The sequence below is a fragment of the Paenibacillus roseus genome (assembly GCF_016424485.1).
Classification (GTDB): Bacteria; Bacillota; Bacilli; order Paenibacillales; family Paenibacillaceae; genus Paenibacillus_D; species Paenibacillus_D roseus.
This window is the reverse complement of the sequence record NZ_JAELUP010000089.1, coordinates 67,120-86,946: the sequence shown is the minus strand read 5'-3', so window position 1 is coordinate 86,946 and position 19,827 is coordinate 67,120. Positions and strand designations below refer to the sequence as shown.

18 protein-coding genes and 1 pseudogene are annotated in these 19,827 nt (G+C 50.9%); 4 read left to right on the top strand and 15 right to left on the bottom strand.

Going from position 1 to position 19,827, the window contains the following annotated elements; genetic code table 11:
• Positions 1-1,129 (bottom strand): alpha-helical endospore appendage domain-containing protein (locus JFN88_RS24620; RefSeq protein ID WP_500048324.1); only part of this gene is annotated, 1,129 nt, incomplete at its 3' end.
• Positions 1,130-1,333: 204 nt separating this feature from the next.
• Positions 1,334-2,458, bottom strand: a complete 1,125-nt coding sequence (locus JFN88_RS15945) for a glycosyltransferase (RefSeq protein ID WP_199020253.1) — start codon at positions 2,456-2,458, stop codon at positions 1,334-1,336.
• A 193-nt stretch (positions 2,459-2,651) separates the two neighbouring features.
• Between JFN88_RS15945 and JFN88_RS15940 the strand changes: the two genes are divergently transcribed.
• Positions 2,652-3,488, top strand: coding sequence for an aldo/keto reductase (locus tag JFN88_RS15940; RefSeq protein WP_199020252.1), 837 nt, complete (start codon positions 2,652-2,654; stop codon positions 3,486-3,488).
• Positions 3,489-3,615: 127 nt separating this feature from the next.
• Here JFN88_RS15940 and JFN88_RS15935 read toward each other — a convergent pair whose 3' ends face one another.
• Positions 3,616-4,566 carry a DMT family transporter gene (locus JFN88_RS15935; RefSeq protein ID WP_199020251.1) on the bottom strand — a complete coding sequence of 317 codons (951 nt, stop codon included), beginning with the start codon at positions 4,564-4,566 and terminating at the stop codon, positions 3,616-3,618.
• A gap of 147 nt (positions 4,567-4,713) precedes the next feature.
• Between JFN88_RS15935 and JFN88_RS15930 the strand changes: the two genes are divergently transcribed.
• Positions 4,714-6,057, top strand: a complete 1,344-nt coding sequence (locus JFN88_RS15930; protein ID WP_199020250.1) for an aminotransferase-like domain-containing protein — start codon at positions 4,714-4,716, stop codon at positions 6,055-6,057.
• Here JFN88_RS15930 and JFN88_RS15925 read toward each other — a convergent pair.
• The 9 genes and pseudogenes from JFN88_RS15925 to JFN88_RS15885 form a co-directional block, all read right to left on the bottom strand.
• Positions 6,054-6,914, bottom strand: coding sequence for an STM4011 family radical SAM protein (locus JFN88_RS15925; RefSeq protein WP_199020249.1), 861 nt, complete (start codon positions 6,912-6,914; stop codon positions 6,054-6,056). The genes JFN88_RS15930 and JFN88_RS15925 overlap by 4 nt on opposite strands.
• Positions 6,911-8,266 carry an STM4012 family radical SAM protein gene (locus tag JFN88_RS15920; protein WP_199020248.1) on the bottom strand — a complete coding sequence of 452 codons (1,356 nt, stop codon included), beginning with the start codon at positions 8,264-8,266 and terminating at the stop codon, positions 6,911-6,913. Before JFN88_RS15920 ends, JFN88_RS15925 begins: the two co-directional genes overlap by 4 nt.
• Before the next feature lie 107 nt (positions 8,267-8,373).
• Positions 8,374-9,156 carry an STM4013/SEN3800 family hydrolase gene (locus JFN88_RS15915; RefSeq protein WP_199020311.1) on the bottom strand — a complete coding sequence of 261 codons (783 nt, stop codon included), beginning with the start codon at positions 9,154-9,156 and terminating at the stop codon, positions 8,374-8,376.
• Positions 9,157-9,218: 62 nt separating this feature from the next.
• Positions 9,219-10,493, bottom strand: a complete 1,275-nt coding sequence (locus tag JFN88_RS15910; RefSeq protein WP_332908490.1) for an STM4014 family protein — start codon at positions 10,491-10,493, stop codon at positions 9,219-9,221.
• Complete coding sequence (locus tag JFN88_RS15905) at positions 10,453-11,298, bottom strand: STM4015 family protein (protein WP_199020247.1); 846 nt, start codon at positions 11,296-11,298, stop codon at positions 10,453-10,455. Before JFN88_RS15905 ends, JFN88_RS15910 begins: the two co-directional genes overlap by 41 nt.
• A 304-nt stretch (positions 11,299-11,602) precedes the next feature.
• Positions 11,603-12,220 carry a DUF3267 domain-containing protein gene (locus JFN88_RS15900; protein WP_233167926.1) on the bottom strand — a complete coding sequence of 206 codons (618 nt, stop codon included), beginning with the start codon at positions 12,218-12,220 and terminating at the stop codon, positions 11,603-11,605.
• A gap of 63 nt (positions 12,221-12,283) precedes the next feature.
• Positions 12,284-14,959 (bottom strand): YhgE/Pip domain-containing protein, encoded by a 2,676-nt coding sequence (locus tag JFN88_RS15895; RefSeq protein ID WP_199020246.1) that lies wholly within the window; start codon positions 14,957-14,959, stop codon positions 12,284-12,286.
• 305 nt (positions 14,960-15,264) lie between these two features.
• A pseudogene (locus JFN88_RS25950) lies at positions 15,265-15,456 on the bottom strand (hypothetical protein); the annotation flags it as partial.
• Positions 15,457-15,953: 497 nt separating this feature from the next.
• Positions 15,954-16,259 carry an MGMT family protein gene (locus JFN88_RS15885; RefSeq protein ID WP_199020245.1) on the bottom strand — a complete coding sequence of 102 codons (306 nt, stop codon included), beginning with the start codon at positions 16,257-16,259 and terminating at the stop codon, positions 15,954-15,956.
• 266 nt (positions 16,260-16,525) lie between these two features.
• Here JFN88_RS15885 and JFN88_RS15880 point away from each other — a divergent pair, with 266 nt between their 5' ends.
• Entirely contained in the window at positions 16,526-17,563 is a 1,038-nt protein-coding gene (locus JFN88_RS15880) for an LLM class flavin-dependent oxidoreductase (RefSeq protein ID WP_199020244.1), read from the top strand.
• A gap of 14 nt (positions 17,564-17,577) precedes the next feature.
• Positions 17,578-17,880 (top strand): ArsR/SmtB family transcription factor, encoded by a 303-nt coding sequence (locus JFN88_RS15875; protein WP_199020243.1) that lies wholly within the window; start codon positions 17,578-17,580, stop codon positions 17,878-17,880.
• Between the two features lie 202 nt (positions 17,881-18,082).
• On the opposite strand, the gene rpmG is transcribed toward JFN88_RS15875, so the two are convergent.
• The 3 genes from rpmG to JFN88_RS15860 form a co-directional block, all read right to left on the bottom strand.
• Entirely contained in the window at positions 18,083-18,232 is a 150-nt protein-coding gene (rpmG, locus tag JFN88_RS15870; RefSeq protein ID WP_199020242.1) for a 50S ribosomal protein L33, read from the bottom strand.
• 228 nt (positions 18,233-18,460) lie between these two features.
• Positions 18,461-19,579, bottom strand: a complete 1,119-nt coding sequence (locus tag JFN88_RS15865) for a GerAB/ArcD/ProY family transporter (RefSeq protein ID WP_199020241.1) — start codon at positions 19,577-19,579, stop codon at positions 18,461-18,463.
• A 7-nt stretch (positions 19,580-19,586) separates the two neighbouring features.
• Positions 19,587-19,826: a hypothetical protein gene (locus JFN88_RS15860; RefSeq protein ID WP_199020240.1), complete on the bottom strand. Its 240-nt coding sequence runs from the start codon at positions 19,824-19,826 to the stop codon at positions 19,587-19,589.
• Between the last annotated feature and the right edge of the window lies 1 nt (position 19,827).

The following is a 19,827-nucleotide window of genomic DNA, read 5'->3' as shown; positions in this document are numbered from 1 at the left end:
CCCCGGTGACTCCTGTCACTCCGGTTACCCCGGTAGCTCCCGTCACTCCCGTTACCCCGGTAGCTCCCGTCACTCCGGTTACTCCCGTCACTCCGGTTACTCCCGTCACTCCCGTTACCCCGGTAGCTCCCGTCACTCCGGTTACTCCGGTTACCCCGGTGACTCCCGTCACTCCCGTTACCCCGGTTACCCCGGTGACTCCTGTCACTCCGGTTACCCCAGTAGCTCCCGTCACTCCGGTTACCCCGGTAGCTCCCGTCACTCCGGTTACTCCCGTTACTCCGGTTACCCCGGTTACTCCCGTCACTCCCGTTACCCCGGTAGCTCCCGTCACTCCGGTTACTCCCGTCACTCCGGTTACCCCGGTAGCTCCCGTCACTCCCGTTACCCCGGTAGCTCCCGTCACTCCCGTTACTCCCGTTACTCCGGTTACTCCCGTCACTCCGGTTACTCCGGTTACCCCGGTGACTCCCGTTACTCCGGTTACCCCGGTTACTCCCGTTGTTCCAGTAGCCCCAGTTGCTCCTGTTGCCCCGGTCGCTCCCGCTGCTGCAAGCAACAAATAGTCAGGCGATATCCCTGGCGTGCCTGTCGGCGGAGCTGTCACCACGATATATGTGCTTCCACCAAATGTGACTACTTGACCGACCAGATAGCCTGGGGCCGCCAATGGGTCAAATATCACTGCCCCTCCTAATCCGATACCTGTTGCTCCCGTGGCTCCTGTCGGACCCGTTGAACCGATTGCGCCTGTGGTCCCTGTTGCCCCGGTTGGACCCGGTGGACCGCCAAAAGGACCTGTTGGACCCGTTGGGCCGGTTGGGCCTGACAATACCGATGCATTCAAAGCGCTATCCAGCTTGGACTGCAGGAAAAGCTGACTCTTTGTTGCACTATCAATTGTCGAACGAACGCTGTCACTTACTGCCAAAACATCACTAATTGTTGCGGGCGGACTGCTTACCCCCGGCAATGTCCCCAATACAAACTGAAGGTTTTCCCCGCCGGCATTGAGAATATGGCTTAGTCCTAACTCCTCCATTGCGATGGAAGACAGTATAAGATTAACGGCGTCTTCTCGCGTCAACGTAATATTTGGAGTAATATTAGGAATGTTAGATTGCGACATGAATCCACCTCCCTACACGGTAATTAATAATGCACAAAATAGAATATGGCAAATAAATATCCGTTGAACCGGGCATTCCTATCATTTTATTGATTTTTAGGTAGAAGATAAAACCAGTTCACTTCTATTTTGTGACCGCATTAAGGAGGACTGATTGCTAGTTTTACTCTCCTTTCTAAACTCCGGAACTCCATTTTTCGAGATTCAAGCTTGTTTATCATCATGCGCAAGCTTTTGCAATCTCTCCCTGGCTTCGTCATACCCCGGATATAGGTCAATGGCTCTCTTGTAGAACACTTTGGCCCCCTCCATGTCCCCGGACTCCTCCCGGCATCGCCCAATTAAATACAGCGCATAAAAGCTGCCGACTCCTTTCAGGATCAAATAAGGAAGCCGTTCCTCCCCAAGCTCGAGACAATAGCGGAATGCTGCCTCGGCAGCCTCATATTTCTCCTTTATGAACAAAATAACCCCTCTATAGTAATGAAGATCCGTATAATCCGGATAAAGCTGAATCGCTCTGTCAATTCCTTGTTCTGCACTGCCAATACTCCCAAGTGCAAGCAAAATATCATATTTCATTTTGTAGATCAGCGACGGAGGCAGTTTGCCTGCCGACACAAATCGCCTGATCGAGATGTTCAGGTTTGCAAATGCCTCTTCGTATTGGTTTACCCGGTAATATTCACTTGCCAAATGATAATCCACCCATGGACTGTAGTCTTCGTTGGCCTTTTCTCGCTCCAGCAGAGATAAATTGCGATGATGCTTGTTCTTCTCCCCGGTTATAGCGTCCATATAGCCATAATGGTGAATGCGCGCCGGCAGCTGCCTAAGCTCCAATGCATCATCCGGGATTTGACCGACCTGAAGCTGCTCATGAATAGCACCAGCAAATCGCAGCCCCGCACCGTTACGGAACACTCTATGTTGGGCGGCAAAGTACGCCCTATTCGGATCTGCAGGCTCTTTGCCATAATAATTGATGATCGGGACCGCCCACAAAAGAGGGGTGCTCTGCTCCAGGCTGCTCCGCCATAGCTGCTCGTCCTCCACCTCCAGCTCTTCATCCGCATCCAACCACAAAATCCATTTGCCCGCTGCCTTGCCCAGACCATAGTTGCGCGCTTCGGCAAAGCTGGCTGTCCACTTGAAGTCATAGATTTTTGCCTTATGCTTCCGACAAATTTCCTTCGTTCTGTCGGTCGAACCTGTATCTACAATAACAATCTCATCCACATATCTATCCGCTTTCTCCAATGTCCTGCCGATAACGGCCTCCTCATTTTTAACAATCATGCATAGTGACACATTCACCTGTCGACTCAAGCGAGTTCCCCCTTCTTCCTGAACGGCTGTTTTCTGCTTTTTCGGCGTCGTTTTGCGCAACCCATATTTTAAATCCGGCTTAGAAGACTGCAATTGCCAGCCTAAGGTTTTCCTTTCTTGAAGTAATATAAAAAAGCAGCCAGTCATATGCATGTTTCTAAAAAAACAATATGGAGGCAGGGAGGCGTTGCTGTTGACCCGCTCAATTACAGACAGAATCCGGTTAAATAACGGCACGGAAATGCCATGGCTTGGCCTCGGCGTCTGGAAGGTCAGGGAAGAGGAAAAGCTGATCCGCTCTGTACGAACCGCTCTTGATTACGGATATCGGAGTATTGATACTGCAACCATCTATGGAAATGAGGCGGAAGTCGGCAAAGCGATCCGGCAATCGGGAGTGCCGCGCGAAGAATTGTTTGTGACCACGAAGCTCTGGAACACAGAGCATGGCTATGAGCGTACAATCAGCGCCTTTGAGGAAAGCCTGAAGCAGTTGAAGCTTGACTATATTGACCTGTACCTGATTCACTGGCCGGTTCGGGATGCATTCACGGAAACTTGGCGCGCTTTCATTAAATTGTATGAGGAAGGCAAAATCAAGGCGATCGGGGTAAGCAATTTCCAGACTCATCATCTGGAGGAAATAATCGCAACAAGCGACATCCTTCCAGCGGTTAACCAGATTGAGCTTCATCCTCGGCTTACACAGAAGCCCTTGCTGAACTTCTGCCGGAACCGCGGCATTCAGGTGGAAGCATGGAGCCCGCTTATGCGGGGGAGACTTATGGATGAACCGGTTCTTACTGAGCTTGCGTCCCGGCTCAATAAATCCGTCGCGCAAATTATCTTGAGGTGGAATCTGCAGCTTGGCATTGCAACCATTCCCAAATCCGTTACAACGACGCGTATTATCGAGAATGCCGGTATTTTCGATTTCGAGCTTTCCGATGAAGCGATGCTTGCCATTGACGGGTTAAATCAGGATATAAGGACAGGAGCCCACCCGGATTTTTTTGATACACCCAAATAAGTCCTGGAGGTTGCTTTTACCCCATCCAGCTTGATTTGCACAATAAATATTCCTCATTTGGATTTCAAAAAAAGCCAAGGCAACTCTTTGCGTTTGAACAAAGAGACCTTGGCTTTAGTGAAATACTTTATAAGCCCGAACTTGCGCCTTGTTGACGACTGACCGCGCGCTTCTTTGGTCTCGGCAGCAAATTCCGACCGATAACACCGAGCAGGATGCAGAGGCCGCCAATATAGTGGAACCATTCCAGATGCTCATTTAATACGATTACTCCCGCCAAAATCGAGATCAGAGTCGCCAAATTGGCAAATACGCTCATCTGCGACGCCTCCAGCTTGGACAAGGCGAAATTGGACAGATACGACGTCAGAAGCGAGGACAGAATACCCAGATACAAAATGGCCATTAAAAATGGCAGCTTCGCAAATGGAGCAAAGTATTGCCCAAGTGCCCCCTGCCGCAAATGCTCGCCCAGCGCCATCGCATTGAACAGTACAAAGCCTGCTGCAGTCATTACATACGTTAATGTAAAAACATCCCATTTGCCCCCCAGCTTGCGGGCCATTACATTGTAGCCGGCAGAGGAGAGCGATGACAGCAGGATCAGTAAGCTCCCGATCAGACTGGAAGAACGTACATCCAACCCTTTCAGCATAAAGATAAACATGACGCCAAATACGGAGACAAGTGTTGCCGCAAGCTGCCAGCCGCGGGTCCGCTCCTTCAGAAAATAAGCGGCGAGCAGCATGGTGAAGATCGGGATCGCTGCTTGTATAATTCCCGCTTCCGAAGTTGTAGTATAGACCAGTCCAAATACCTGAAAGGTAAAGAACAAGACGGGGTAAAATAAAGCGAGAGGCAGGATATACAAGAGATCTTTTTTCCATTTAATTTGAAGTCGAACCCATCCAAACAGGATCGGTATCGTTGCCGCTGCAAACGACAAGGTAAAACGATGTGCCAAAATATCCAATGGCCCTGCGTCCTCCAGGGCGATTTTTACAAATATAAACGAAAAGCCGATAATAACGGAGTACATTAAAGCGGCAGCATAACCGCTGGTTCGATTCTGATTCATCGCTTTCACCTTCTGTCTGTCCTTATCCATTCGGACTTTTTGTCATGCTGCGCAGCATCCATACTCTGATCTTACCCGGCACTCACCTGTGATACAATAGTAGAAAACATAATCTGTACCGATACAGAATATAGACTGAGGGATACGATGACTAAATATATGATGCTGCTTGCTGATTTGGAAACATGGATCGATCATGCAAAGCAAGGGGATAAACTCCCCTCCATCCGTTTGCTTGCCCGTCAATACAATTACAGCCACAGCACCATCATCAGAGCTCTGCAAGAGCTGGAACAGCGTCATTTGGTTTACTCTATTCCCAAGAGCGGATTCTTTGTTGTCAAAAACACGAAAGACGTTAAGGAGAAGCAATCTTCCTTACTGGATTTTGTTTCCGCCTCACCAGACCCCGACATCTTTCCTTATGTGGATTTCCAGCACTGTATGAATAAAGCCATCGATACTTACCGCAGCGAGCTGTTCATATACGGGATGCCCCATGGACTTCCCGCCCTGATACAGGTTATCCAGAAGCAGTTAATGTCCTATCAGGTTTTTGTGAACACAAGGCAAATCATCATAACCTCTGGAGTGCAGCAGGCGCTTTCCATTTTGAGCGAACTTGAATTTCCAAGCGGGAAGCAGAAAGTACTGGTAGAACAGCCCGGCTACCATTTGTTAATGGAGCTGCTGGAGACGCGCGGCATTCCTGTAGCGGGGATCAACCGGACAGCGAAGGGTATCGATCTGGATGAGTTGGAGCAGTTATTTCGAACCGGGAACATCAAATTCTTCTATACGATACCCAGATTTCATAATCCGCTTGGCAGCTCGTATGATGAAGAGACGAAGCAGAAAATTGCGGAACTCGCCGAGCGCTACGATGTATATATTGTCGAGGATGACTACATGGGCGACTTTGAGCAAAATTCTAAGTCCGACCCCATCTATGCCTACAGCCGCGCCTCCCGTGTCATCTATTTGAAAAGTTATTCTAAAATTATTTTCCCGGGTCTACGGGTCGGGGCGGCTATCCTGCCTGAATCGCTAGTCGAGGCATTTACCCGATATAAGCGAATTCTCGATATAGATAGCGCGGCAATGTCACAGGCAGCGCTTGAAATATATATCAAAAGCGGCATGTTTGCCCGTCACCGGGCACGTGTAATTTCCTCCTATGCGGAAAAAGCCCTTGTACTGGACAGCGCCTTAAAGCATTTGGCCGAGCTTCATCCGGAGCTGGTAGCCTATATACCGCCAGCACAACCCATGATCCTAAATCATTTTTTGCTCAAAAAAAGAGCGCTGACCGGCAAGTTGATCAGTGCATTGAAGCAAAAATCAATACTGCTGGGCTCCATGGAGCCCCATTATTTGCATAGCTTTGAGCAACTTCCGATTGTCAAGCTGAATGTCTCCCAGCTTAACATCAATCAAATTCAGGCAGGGATGGAGCAGTTATCCCTGATAATTTCCCGGATGAGAGACTAGGGCAGCAGCTGCGGATTACGCTCAAGCAGCCCTTCTCCGTACAGATTGTCAAGCTGCAATTCTGGCATGTGGATATATCCGATATAGCAGCCGCATTTGCCCATGCCGCAGGCACGCTCTTGAGACAGCCCCTCCAGCCCGTCACGATAAAGGTTTCCGATAACCTTGCGATCCTGATAGCATCGCTTCACCTGACCCGAGCCCTGAACATAAAACACCTGCGATCCGGTCTGGCACGATTTGCCCAGACTCTCATAGTCCGGAATATTCCACCTGAAATACGGATCAATTGATGCCAGAAGGTCGATTTCCTCTACAGTATAGCGATTGCCATTATCCTTGAAAGCATTGATCCACAAATATACATCCTCAGGCAGTGCCCGTCGCAACGAATCTATTGGCTCAAAAGCGCTGCGAACGCCCACCGAGCCGACACTAAAACGCAGGCCGCGATTGTACAGCTCCATACACTGCGCTACAAAGCGACTCTCTTCCGTCTGCCCCGGATGATAGCTGGCCCAGAAGGAAACCTTCTCCGGATTCAGCTGCGATGTCCAATCCAGCTTGACCGAAAGATTTGTCTGCACCGTTATCTTGTCGATATGCTTCATGCCGGACAGTTCAATCATCGCTTCCCGATACCAGCGATGAAGCAATGCCTCGCCATATGGATTGAAGAAGACGGACAACCGGTGGCCCAACTTCCCCTGCACACGGACCCAGCTCATGAACTTTTCCAACTGGCTGCGGTCACGGGCAAGCGTCTCCTTGCTGTCGATATGTTTGCTGAAAGGACAGTAAGGACAGTCATAGTTGCAGGAGGACAGCGTTCCGCGATAGTATAACACAGCCTTCATACAACCACATATCCTTCCATCTGTTCTCGCACGGCATCGGAGATCAGCCAGTCGCCGATCGCATCCGAGTACGCCATCCCTTCGTCTGACAAGCTCAAATTCCCGCTTTCCACCAGTGCGAGTCCGGTCGCAAGCAACCGCTCCAGCTGCGGCAAATCCTCCAGCACACGGGTCCCGAAACGTTGCTCATACGCGTCCAGCACCAGCCCTTCCTTATGCAGCAGCGCCTTGAGCAGGAATCGACGCCGCTGCTCCGCCTCATTCAGAATAAAGCCGTAATCCGCTGAACGGTAGCTCTCGGCAGATACATAATCGGCTATGATGCTTTGTGTAGCGGCACGGCTCACGCCATATCGGGAAGCGTAATGGACCCCGCGCGTATACGACCGGGCGCCGCAGCCTAGTCCGACCATTCCTTCCTCCTGGCAGCTATAGTGAAGCACCTGCTTGGCTCCAATAGCCGCAGGCCTAGCAAATCTGCGCATCGAGAACTGCTCATAACCTCGGGAAAGCAGCAGATCACGGGCTGCATAGTAGCACTGCAGACGGATATCCTCCCCCTGCTCCATAATTTGCTCCGGCTTCACAATCGTATGCTCGCGCGTATAAAGCGGGTAAATGAACAGTTCTCCCGGCTCATAACTCAAGGCTCTTTCTACAGAATAGAGCCAGGACTGCACAGTCTGCCCCGGCAATCCGTAGATCAGATCCAGATTCAGCAGCGGAAATTGAAAGGCCGTCAGCTTCTCCAGCGCCGCTTCTACCAGACTCGGCTTCTGCGGACGATAGATTGCGGCAGATTCCGCCTCTACAAAGCTCTGGATGCCCATGCTCACCCGGTCGACGTGATGCGCCCTCAAGATTTGCAGCCGCTCTTGGGTAACCGTATCCGGAGAGGCTTCCACGGAAATCGACGCCTGCTGCGGGTTCAAGCCAAGTATGTTCTCCGCAATATGGAACAGCCGCTCCAGCTGCCGTGGCTCCAGCAGTGTCGGAGTTCCTCCGCCTATTGCAAATCTGGCCCAAGGCTTGCCGTGCATAAATTCCGCCCATTGTTCAGCCTGACGCTCAAGCGCATCCACGTACTCCTTATGGACATCCGCGCGCCGATCAGGCAGTGTGAACAGATTGCAGAACCCACAGCGCACCGCACAGAACGGAATATGCATATACAAAAAATAGCTGTCCGCCTGCTCAGCTTCCCAAAGTTTGGACAGCGGAATCGCCGGCTCAATCGGCTGGTAGGCGGTTTTATGCGGGTAGGAATACAAATAGGAGCGGTATGGAGCATCTGCAAGCTCCCGGGTCCACTGCATAAGCTCCCCAACCGTCCCGTATTGGCGAACCGACATACAATCTCCTCCTTGTCTTGATCGCGGACGAATCTCCCGCTGACTGATAAGCAAATCTGTATAGAGCCAGGCGTATTTAGGTTGAGCCGAAATGGAATTCATACAGGCTAAAGGAAAAATTCCCGGTAAGGCACATTCCAGACGACCTCGTGCGCCAGCCGATGGCCCTGATAGCCATCCTCGCCATAAGCCGTGCCATGGTCGGAGAACGCCAGACAAAACGCAGGTCCGCGCTCGCGCATGGCATCAAATAACGGACCGAGCTGCTGATCCACATACCGGATCGCCGCCCGCTGCGTCGCTACCGAATCTTGCCGCGCTCCCGGAACATAATAATGGTTCGGCCCATGAATGGCTGACACATTCAGAAACAGGAACAGCCGCTGCTTCGGATCAGCTTCACGAAGCAATTTCAGCGCATGATTGACCTGATGTTCAGTCGAGCGCGGATTCGTCACACCGAAGGTCATGCGCCAATAGCTCTCCTGGAAATAGCCGGGCAGCACGCGGGCCAGCGGTACCTTCTTGGTAAAGAAAATAACCCCGCCGATGCAAATCGTGCGGTAGCCTTCCGCCGACAGACCGGATACAATATCCGGAGCATCGAACAGCCAGGTCCGGGGATCAGTCCTTAAGCCCGTATGTTTGGAGTGGAACAGCCGGACATGCGAATTCTTGTCTGTATTGGCAGGCGTAGGCAGGAACCCGCCAAAGAAAGCGTGATGCGCCGCATACGTGAAACTGCCGGGCGTATGGCGCTTCTCCCAGGGACCGCTGCCGCACAAATTGGGGCAATTCGTCTCCTCCAGCTTGGCTACGTCATAACGCAGCGTATCCAGTGTAATCATCAAGATATCATGGCTGCCGACAACCTGGTTCATATCTGTAATCATGCTTGCTCATCCTTTGATCATTTACTCGCGCGGCTGTCAGCTGCTATTCCTGATGTCTCTCATGGTTTCATTTGCCATTCGTATGGATTCAACTCCTCGTGCAACACCCCATACAACAGATCGCCGAACGGATTGACATCAATGATGTAAGGGAGTCGGGAGCCCGAACGGACAAGTACATCAACGCCTGCGACGGAAGAACCGGGGAAGGCGGCCATTGCTGCTTCGGCGGCGAGCGCGGCACGCTCGATATGCTGCGTGGACAGGCCCGTCTGCTCGACCGCCAGCCGGCGGTTGCGAAGGTGCAGATTCGTGATCGGAGAACGGCTCAGCCGCGCAATCCTGTGGCAGGCTCTGCCCGCGACAACAAGTTGCCGGATATCGAAAGAAAAGCCGGCAATTCCTGCCTTGGGAATCCACTCCTCCATATGTACGCCTTCCCCGCACAGCCAATCCACTAATCCGCGAATGGTCGCATGGTCGGCATATTGCTTAAGCCGACCGGAATTGTACAGAATCTGCATACCATCCCGCTGCTCAATGCCGATTGTTGTCACCGCTTTCTCCGCTCCAGTCAGAGGGTGACGCTGATAGGCGATAACACCACTTGCGCCCGAGCCCGTAGCCAGCTTGAGGAACAGCCGGTTCATCCGATCCTGCTCCATTTCCCGAATCATATGCTCATAGCAGCTGATTGCGCTACCGGAGGCCAGTCTCCGCGGAATGTCAATCCCGCATGCACCCAGCCTTTGCTGACAGGCCCGCTTGTCGAACATGACTGCAACCTCTTCCGGCGCATTCACCCAGACGGCCTTCGGCCACAAGCGAATCACCTCACGACTGATCATAGCCAGCAGACGGCAGTAGCCACGGAACCATTGGCCGGGATACGTGATTCGGCCCTTCTCCTGCGGCAGCAATGCAGCCTCTGCGGCGCTAATCCCGGTACGCCTTGCTGCTGCGGACAGCGGCAACAGGCTGTCGTCCCCCTCCCTGTCGTGCGCGCCAAGACCAATCAAGGACCGCTCTACATCGGCTTGCTCCCCCGGAGCATCCAATCGAATAAGCAGCCCTTGATCTTCAGCTTGCGGCAGACGCGAAGCAAGCAGGCGGGATATGGCTTCCCCGCCTGCTTCAGCAGCTTGCAGAAGCTCCAGGTAAGTCACCAGCACTGCAGGTTTGAGCCCCCACCTGCTTCGGGCTTCCTGAAGTCCCAGTGTTCTTCTGTTGCCGGGATTGCCGATTAGCAGCATCGTTGCGGCCCGACTTTGTTCCCCCTGCTTCACCGTCAGGCTACTCCGTAAGGGCGGGATAACGCCAGTCATCCTCATCATCGGAAGCCCGCTGGTCATCGACATTCACGTTCATGCCTGTGGCTTTCCACCGTTGTATCATTTCATCGCTCATGTAGTGATAATTCAAATCCAGATAGGCAAGCTTCCGAACCCGTTCACTATTGATCAGCGCCTCGGCTCCCTCATCGCTCAACGTGCCGAGAGACAAGTCAAGGATGTGCAGTTGATCCAGAATCGGCGCGTTCGCAGCAGCCTTGGCAATCTCATCCTGAATGTCGCTGTCTTTAAGACCAAGGTAGGTCAGTTTAGGGAAGCGGCCCTGCTCCAGGAACGGCAGGATATCCTCCAGCTTCCCGTCGAAGCCGTAATCTTCCACCCCAAGATACAGCTCCAGCTTCTTCAACTCGGGTAGACGGGCACTGCGGATCTGCTCCACGACTTCAAGCGGAAGTCCGCCGCATATAATGACCAACTCTTCCAGCGCATCATGCTCCAGATCCGGCAGCGCAAGTCCGGTGCTTCCTTTTATTATAAAAGATTGGAGCTTCGGGAATGCCTGTAGCACCGGTGTCAGATCAGACTGTACAATCCAGGATACTTCGCAGTCCTCGAAACTCATATCGCCAATAAACAGCTTGCGAAGCTGTGGAAAAGAATCTTTATTGCGAATCAAGGCATCCAGAAAAGTATCGGGGCTGTTCTGGTAAGCTTCCCCCCAATCCCCGATCGTCAGTGCTGTCAGTGTGCCGCTCTCGGGCTTTTGCGCCAGCTCGTTAATCAGGTTATCCATACGCTGTCCGCTCTCATAGCTATCATAATCAATAGTAAGACGAATTTCCGCCATACAACCGGACCTCCAATCATAAGTCATGCCATTGTTAACTTATCACGGCGTACAATTCCTCGTCAAACACCTGCCGATTCATGCAGTCCCGGCGCCCCGAATTTCTGCTTCCAGTGACGCTCTCTTCATCCTTCACATTCTCCCGGCCAAAGCGGGCATATCCTATGTACGAGTAACTGTCAGCCCAACGATCAAAGAAGAGAAGCCTGTCAAATTGTATCCACGTCTGATACAGATGCATAAGCAAGCTTCTCGGCTGCTCAATCGACCTTGATGCCGTTAAGGCAATATCTTTATTAGATCCTTATGCCGCTCTCCAGAAGGTTGCGGTCCCAATTGACACCATCCTGGCTTTAGGAGGCGTTTGCACCAGGGTCAAAATAATATTCAACAGGTCAACCGAGGAACCCAGCGCGTTAAGCACAAGCAGCATGATGATCCCGGGGGTTAACCAGCCCAGCAATCCAAGTACAAGCGGAAGTATAATGGAAAGAATGAGATATGGCGCTGCCGAAATCAAAACATAACGCTTCCGGGACATCTCTTCCTCTGTCAGCACAAATCCTCCCATTAGTCTGAGCCCAATCCATGTCTTCTCCGACTGCCAAAACTTCGGAATCATAAACAGATGGATCACCTCATGTACAACCAACAGCGCTAACGCTGCCGCAACGGACAAGGGTGTTATCGCAAGACGGATATGCCCATCTTGTACGCCATACTCCTTGATACTCACCTCTGCAAACATATTGATGATCAACAGGGTCAGACCGCCGGCGGCAAGCATCAATGGGAGCGACCATACAAGCGACCGCCCGATGCTGTCCGGCTCCCTCAGCATGGTCCATTGCTGAATAAGCAATTCGTTTTTACGCTTTGGATCAGGCTTCGGTAATCTAAAGGTGAATTTCAAGTCTCGCATCTTCCTTTCTGTGCATCCTGCTGTCCGGCGATTACACCTTCTGTTTTAAAGCATATCAAGCTTTTAGGACAGCAGCTTGGTTGATTTCGTCTTCTCGGCTGTACGGCTGATCGATTTGCTGAGCGGCTTTTTGAGCAGCAGGGCAAGTAGGAGACAGACGCCGATAAAGGACAGCAGACTAAGCACATCCTTTATGGCAACCTCCGGCAATATTCCGCCTACCGCCTCCCTCATCAGGCTGATCGCATACGTAAACGGCATAAACGGATTCAACATCTGGAAGAAATGCCCCGTCGTACTAATCGGAAACGTCCCTCCTGAGCTGGAGAATTGCAGCACCATGAAGACAATCGCTACACCTTTGCCGATATTCCCAAATACGGACACCAGTGTGAATACGATGGTCACAAATACGATGCTGATCAATACCGCAAACAGTACAAACCACACCTTGTTTACAATATAGGTCGGTAAAATCAAAATATTCCCGAGCGATGCTGCAAGTGCCTGACAAATACCTATCGTCAGAAAAGTCAATAGACGTCCAAAGTAAAGCTGGTACCCTTTATAGGTTTTGCCTTCAGTGTCGACATTAACGCGAAGCAGCGAGATGAGCAGCGTGCCGCCTACCCATAATGCAAGCACGACGTAGAACGGTGTCATTGCCGAGCCATAATTGGGAATCGGGTACAAGCGCTCATCCACCAGTTTGACCGGATTGGCCAAAAACTCGCTTTTTGCCTTAATATCTCCCCCGAGCAGTTTGGAAATATCCTCCAGGTCCGTTGCCTTCTTGATCTTGCGGATCTTATCCGCTGCCTTGCGTACAGACTCCCCCATCTGCGGGAAATCATTACGGACAATATCCGCCAGTCGATGAACGCCCTCCTCAACTTGCGGCGTGCCCGTGCTAATAAGCGATGCCATATGGTGAATTTGATCCTCTACGTAAGAGAGATCATGGCGAACAAAATCTGCAGCCTTGCGCAGCTTGTTCTCGGCTGCAGGCAGCTCCTTCTTCACTAGCGGAACCGCACGGTTGACCGCATCAGTAAATCCTGACAGCCGCTCGTCGATATTGACAGCAGACTCATGGATGATCTTGCGGATTTGCGGCAGATTGTCTTGCAGCTCCTTCAGCCTCATCTGGCCGAAATCCGCCACTTTGAGCGTGCTATCCAGCAGTTCTTTGATATCCGGGAGCTTGCCCGCAGCCAAATCCAGAGCGTTTGTTGAATCGGCGGCTATCGTCTTGAGTCGGCTGATCGCCTGCTGCAAAGCCGGAACCGCCTCTGTATCGAAGCGTTCGATCATGCCTCCCAGTAGAGCGCTTGTGCTTGTAGACAGACGGTATAACTGATCCACCGGTTCCTTGGCAGGCTTCTCTCCACGCTCCACAGCTGCTATAATGCGCGCAAGTTGCTGCCGCTGCTGGTCAAACCTGGAGCTAATGTCATTCAACTGCTCGATCTGCTTGCCCAGCACATTGCCTGGCAAATAATGATTGAGTGTCGACAGCATCCCCGCCAGTCTTGAAGCTATTGCGCTTCCCGTCTCTAGACGGTCCCCGGCGAAAGCCATCGCTTTAAGCAGGCCAGAGGAATCGATATCCACATCTTGCAGCAAGCGGGCAATCTGGGTTGCCGAATCTGCGGTTTGCTGCAATAAAAATAGGTTTTGCCGAATGACCGGAATTATAGCATCGAGGGCTGCATCATTGCGTTCCATGAACTGACCCAACTCGCGGGCAAACTGACCGCCTTCTGCCGCGATCCGCTCTACTGTCGGTAGCGCCGTCAGTGCTGTATGGATGACGGCCTGAGCTTTATCAATCTCTGCAATTGCACGCTCAACGGTCTGTTCGACCTCGCCGAAGCGCTGATCCAGCTCCATGATACGGCCGGATATATGCTGGACTTCAGGCAATTTGCCCTGAAACACTGTCAGTACTCTCACAGCTTCCTGTACAAGCGGGAGCTGTTCCTCGATTTTCAGCACCGCCTCTCCGGCCTGGTTAATCTCTGGAATCCGGTTTTCGAGCACGGCTACTTTTTCGCTTTTCTCCTTGAGCTCAGGCAGCTTCTTCTCCAGTTCCAACACCTTCGCCGCAATCGACTCCAAATGCGGCAGACTCTTCTCAAGCTCCAGAATGCCTTTCTCTACCCTGCGAATCGCCGGAAGCTCCGCTTCAAAAGCTTCATCAAGCTCTTTAAGACGGGTGAACACCGTCGTACTGAGCGTCTCCATAAAGTTTTCGCTAATTTGCGCCGTGATTGATGTTGCGCCTTTTTCCGTAATTTTCGGAGCAACCGCATTGATTTTTTCATTGACCGTATATATGATCTCCGGTCTTTGAATGTGTCCGTCAAGAATACTGGTGATGTTCTGGGAGAAATCCTCTGGAATGAGCAGGCTTGCATAGTAATCCCCATGCCTGACCCCTTCGCGTGCTTGTTCCTCACTTACAAAGGTCCATCCGAGCTTCGTGTTATCCTTCAGGCTTTCAAGGACATCCTTCCCGATATTGATGCTCTCCCCCTCAATTTCTGCGCCTTTGTCCTTGCTTGTGACCGCAATTTTGATGCCGGAGGTGTTGCTGTACGGATCCCATACGGCGGCGACATTTACCCAATCATAAATAGAAGGAAGCACGATAAGAGCCACAATTAAAAATATGGCTACCGGTACCTTGAACAAGTTGCGCCAGTCTTGTTTGTAAATTTCTGCGATTTGTTTCATAAGAACCTTCCTTGCCAAATTAGGATTCTATCATTATACCCAATTATGGAAGTGTTTCAAGCTTGCGGGAAACTGGCAGGCGCACAAAAAAGAGCATTGCTATTCAGGTTTATTCGAATTACAATGATAATGATTATTACTATAACTGTTGGGGTGAGATGCCGGTTGCTAACTTTCGCATTTCCGGTCTTGACTTTTGTTCTCGTGCTCACAGGTGCGTTCTGCCTGTTCACCGCCATTGAAAATGACCGCAAGAGAGAGCAGCATAAATAAGCAGCGCAGGAGAGAGAAAATCCTGACGCTGCTTATGTTTTATAAAATGTCCGGCAAGGACGGCAAAGCCGTTTGCGATTGACCTTATCCCTGATGAATGGTCGCAGCAGACGCAAGCCGTTCAATATGACCAGCAGCGTGCTTCCTTCATGTCCCAGCACCCCAAGCGGCAGCGGGACATTGCCGGCAAAGTCCGCGGCAATCAACAACAAATTGACATCCAGGTCACGCTCCACAAACAACGTATGCAGGCCTGCCTTGGCCTTAACAAATCCACCAACCGCAAATGCCGTCATGTAAAGCGCCACTGCCCATGAATAGAAAGCTGATTCCAGCATCCATGCTGCGGCGATCAAAATACCACTTGCCAGCGCGGCAACTCCCTCCGCGTAGCGGACAAACCAACTTTCTTCCCTTATTGCCGACTGGCGTCCCGTTTCATTAATTGCTGCCCTCTCCTGACTCGCTCCACCTGTCGTCCCTAATATCGACATTGTTAATAAACCATGTTAAAGTACCCTCTTCGGATAACTGATATGCCAGCTTCCTTACCTTGACGCGACAACCTAGTCCTTCACGTTGCACAATCCGTTGTACACGTTTATGGTTGATGGTCTGCTCCATATGCTGCTTTCCAACGGTAGTACGTAGTACGAGGAACCTCTAACCATGCACAAGCTTGGCAAGCTCCAACTAATACCGAGCCTGCCTCACTGCAGGATTAATCAGGATGATGCTGATACAAGTCCAGATTAATCCTGCCGTTTCTATCGACCTCTACGCCCTCGCCCTGCAATAAAATCTCCTGCAGGAGCCTTGAGTCATCTGAAAGGGCGATTTCCCCTTTCGCATTCACAACCCTGTGCCAAGGCAAGCTTTCTTTTTCGCTTAGGGAATGCAAAACCCGGACCACTTGACGGGCTGCTCGGTAGCTGCCCGCAAAAGCCGCAATCTGGCCATAGGTCATGACTTGCCCTGTGGGAATTTTTTTGATGACATTGATAACATTTCTAGTAAAAGGCTGCACCCTTGTCCCTCCTGCTGCTCTAACGTTGATTCCTTCCTCGTTATAGAATAACCATTTGCCTACCGCGTGTCCACCAGTTGCCGCAGTCGGCAATTCTTGTGATCTTCAGCCAGCAGGCCGATATCTCGTCGGGATGTTGAGCGAGTCCTGAATAATATATCGATATTATCCGATATGTCAATATTGATTCCATTCTTGCAAACGTGTATGATGAGGTTATCTTTACTATAAATTGTTGTCAATTGTGAATAAAGGAGATGCACGATATGACTGAAACGTCCCAACCCGAATCCAAACGCTCTCTGAGCGATATCCAGTTATCTGTGCTTGATCTGGCTTCCATCCGCCAGGGCGGGAATGCCGCCGAAGCGTTCCGCAACAGTATGAATCTTGCGCGGAAAGTTGACGAATGGGGTTTTAACCGCTATTGGCTTGCCGAACATCATTCCATCCCTGGGGTAGCCAGCTCTGCCACATCCGTCCTGATCGGACATATTGCCTCAGGCACCAGCCGCATTCGCGTCGGGTCCGGCGGCATCATGCTGCCCAACCATGCGCCGCTGGTTATTGCCGAACAGTTCGGTACGCTTGAATCCCTCTATCCCGGACGCATTGACCTCGGTCTTGGACGCGCTCCCGGCTCAGACCAGAAGACATCCCGGGCACTACGTCGTGATATCCATTCCGGACAAGATTTTCCTGAGCTGCTGGCCGAATTGAGAGCATACTTCAAGCCAGACCCGGACGACCACTCACGGGTTAAAGCAGTTCCTGGAGAAGGTTTGTCCATCCCGATCTGGCTGCTTGGCTCCAGCGACTTCAGCGCACGGCTGGCAGGACAGCTTGGTCTGCCATTCGCATTTGCCGGGCAGTTCGCTCCCACTTATATGCTGCCTGCCCTGTCGCTCTACCGCCAGAGCTTCCGGCCATCGGCCGTACTTGACAAGCCGTATGCAATGGTAGGCGTTCAAGTCTGTGCAGCTGATACAGACGAGCAGGCTGAGCGGCTGGCAACTTCATTGTATCGGCGGTTCCTGGGGCTGATCCGCAATCAGCCGACGATGACGCTGCCTCCTGTTGACAGTATGGACGGCTATTGGACGCCGCAGGAGAAATATTTGGTAGAATCCCAGCTTAGCACCGCTATAATCGGCTCGCCAGCCACCGTGAAGGCCAAGCTGGAGCGGTTTGTGGAGCTGACAGAAGCAGACGAACTGATGATTTTGAGCGACGCCTATGACCAGAACGATCGTATTCATTCCTTTGAAATTATTAAAAACGTTTGGCGGGGTGAATCCAAGTAGATTATAATGAGCACATGAACCCAATTGACATTTTTAAAGCGCTGTCGAATGAAACCCGATTGCAAATTTTAATTTGGCTGAAGGAACCTGAGGTGTACTTCGGCACCCAGAAAAGCGCCGATTGCAAGGATGTCGGGGTTTGTGTGAGCTTGTTCCACCAGCGGCTCCAGCTTACCCAGTCGACGGTATCGGAGTATTTGGCGATATTGCAGCGGGCAGGCCTCGTTACCGCAACCCGGATTGGCAAATGGACCTACTATAAACGGAACGAAGAAATGCTGCAAAAGGTGGCACGCTACCTGGGGCACGATCTTTAAAAGGGAAAATGACAAGGATGAATCTAAACAATCAGTGCTTGAAGTGAAAACGGAGAGTCAGAGAAATTTGTGAGAACGATGGTACTTGCCATAAAAGCCCGATTCCCCCTGCATAATTTCATGCACGGAAGGGATCGGGCTTTAACCGCAACCACAACCTCGCAGCGTTCACCTCTCTAGAGGTCAAGCACTGTTAACTGGATTATCGGGTCTCGCGATGAATCGTATACCGTTTCAAGCGTGGACTGTACTTCTTCATTTCCAGACGCTCCGAATGATTCCGCTTGTTCTTGCTGGTCGTGTAGTTGCGATCACCTGTCTCCGTACAGGCCAAGGTTACGATGACTCTCATGCTGCCCACCTCCTCCCGTTACCGCCGCCCGGGCAAACTCACTAGCGATCTGCCCATCAGCATGCAAAATGTACGGTTATGTCCACTGTGCAAGTTCCGCCTGCCTCCGATGCCAATGTTGCGGCAAGTGACAACTCAATATGACTTCGGCTTGTTCAATACCTGCTGCTCCCACGTTGCTCTCCTCGTCCATCTCATTCTATTCCAATTCAGAAAAATTGGATCCGATTATGCTTCTTCAGAAGATTCCGACTTGTGTCTATTCCGGTTCGTACTTCTCAGCTTGTGGATAATATAAATGAGAAGCAGAATGATCGGGTTATGGGTCATATCCCACAAGCTCCATGCAGGAGTAACGTTATTCAAGACTACAAGATTCGGGTAAACAATGTAAGAATAGCCGAAAATCATAAAACCGACTGGAACAATCAGGATACGGTAGTCCTTCAGCTTCAACAGACGCGTAATTCCCATTACAAACCCATAAGCGAACAATGTCGCTTTAAAATAGGTGGACAAAATAAAATTGACAACCAATATAGCCTCCAGCCGGTCGAGGAAACCTCCAATGCTGATCTTTTTGGCCAATATATAGGTCGCGAACAAGTGAAATCGGGACAAAAACGGCCCCAGCACAAGCAAGGAAGTCGTCACAATCAGAAAAATCGCAACCCCCCCGAGCAGTGCGGACAGCATGTAATCCCGGAATAAATGTGAGCTTCGCTTGACATAGGGAAATATCATCAGGAAAACGTACATTTCCAGAAAAGAATAGGAAACAAAATATACGACTCCCTGAGCAAAAGAAGAGAAGGAATGACGCATCATAGGCAAAATATTATCAACCTTGATCTGAGGCATCAGCAAAATGATTAACAGCAGGAACATAAATGCGAACAACATGATAAAAATTTCGCCTGTCCGAGCAAATGTCTGCAAACCCGACCATACACCAATCATAACAATGATAGTCATCAGCATATTAATTGCCCGAAGCGGCGTCTCGGTCATCATCTGTGAAGTAATAAAGTCGCTGACTTGGCGGATTTGCACAACTGAAACTGTAAAGAAGGATAGCAGGTAAATGATGGTCAGCGCGGAACCCAGCCATTTTCCTAACACCGTCCAGTTGATCTCAACAAGACTCATATTCGGGAACTGATTGGCAAAATGAAACAAAAACCATGCGGCCAGCATCCCGACCGGCACGCCGATGAGAGCGCTGATCCAGGCATCCTGCTCCACTGCTTCTACCATAAAGGATGGCAAAAACCAGAGCATGTCTCCAATAATGAAAAACAGAACAAGAATAGCAAACTGTCTTGTTCCAATCACTTGCTTTTCCAAATTCCATCTACCTCCCAACCATATGCGACACCCATCGGATGACGGGGCGATACACAGTCTCGATCAAATATAGGGGGGACGCAATACGTACCAGACTGACTACATACGAGCTCATAATGACACCGGTGATTAACAACAGCAAGTAGACCACTGTTTCCTTGCGCCAGCGTTTTTTCATTAATTTTGGCAGCTCCCATGCAGCCGCTGCAGCTGCAAACACACCAAACAATAACAACCCCTTCAGCATA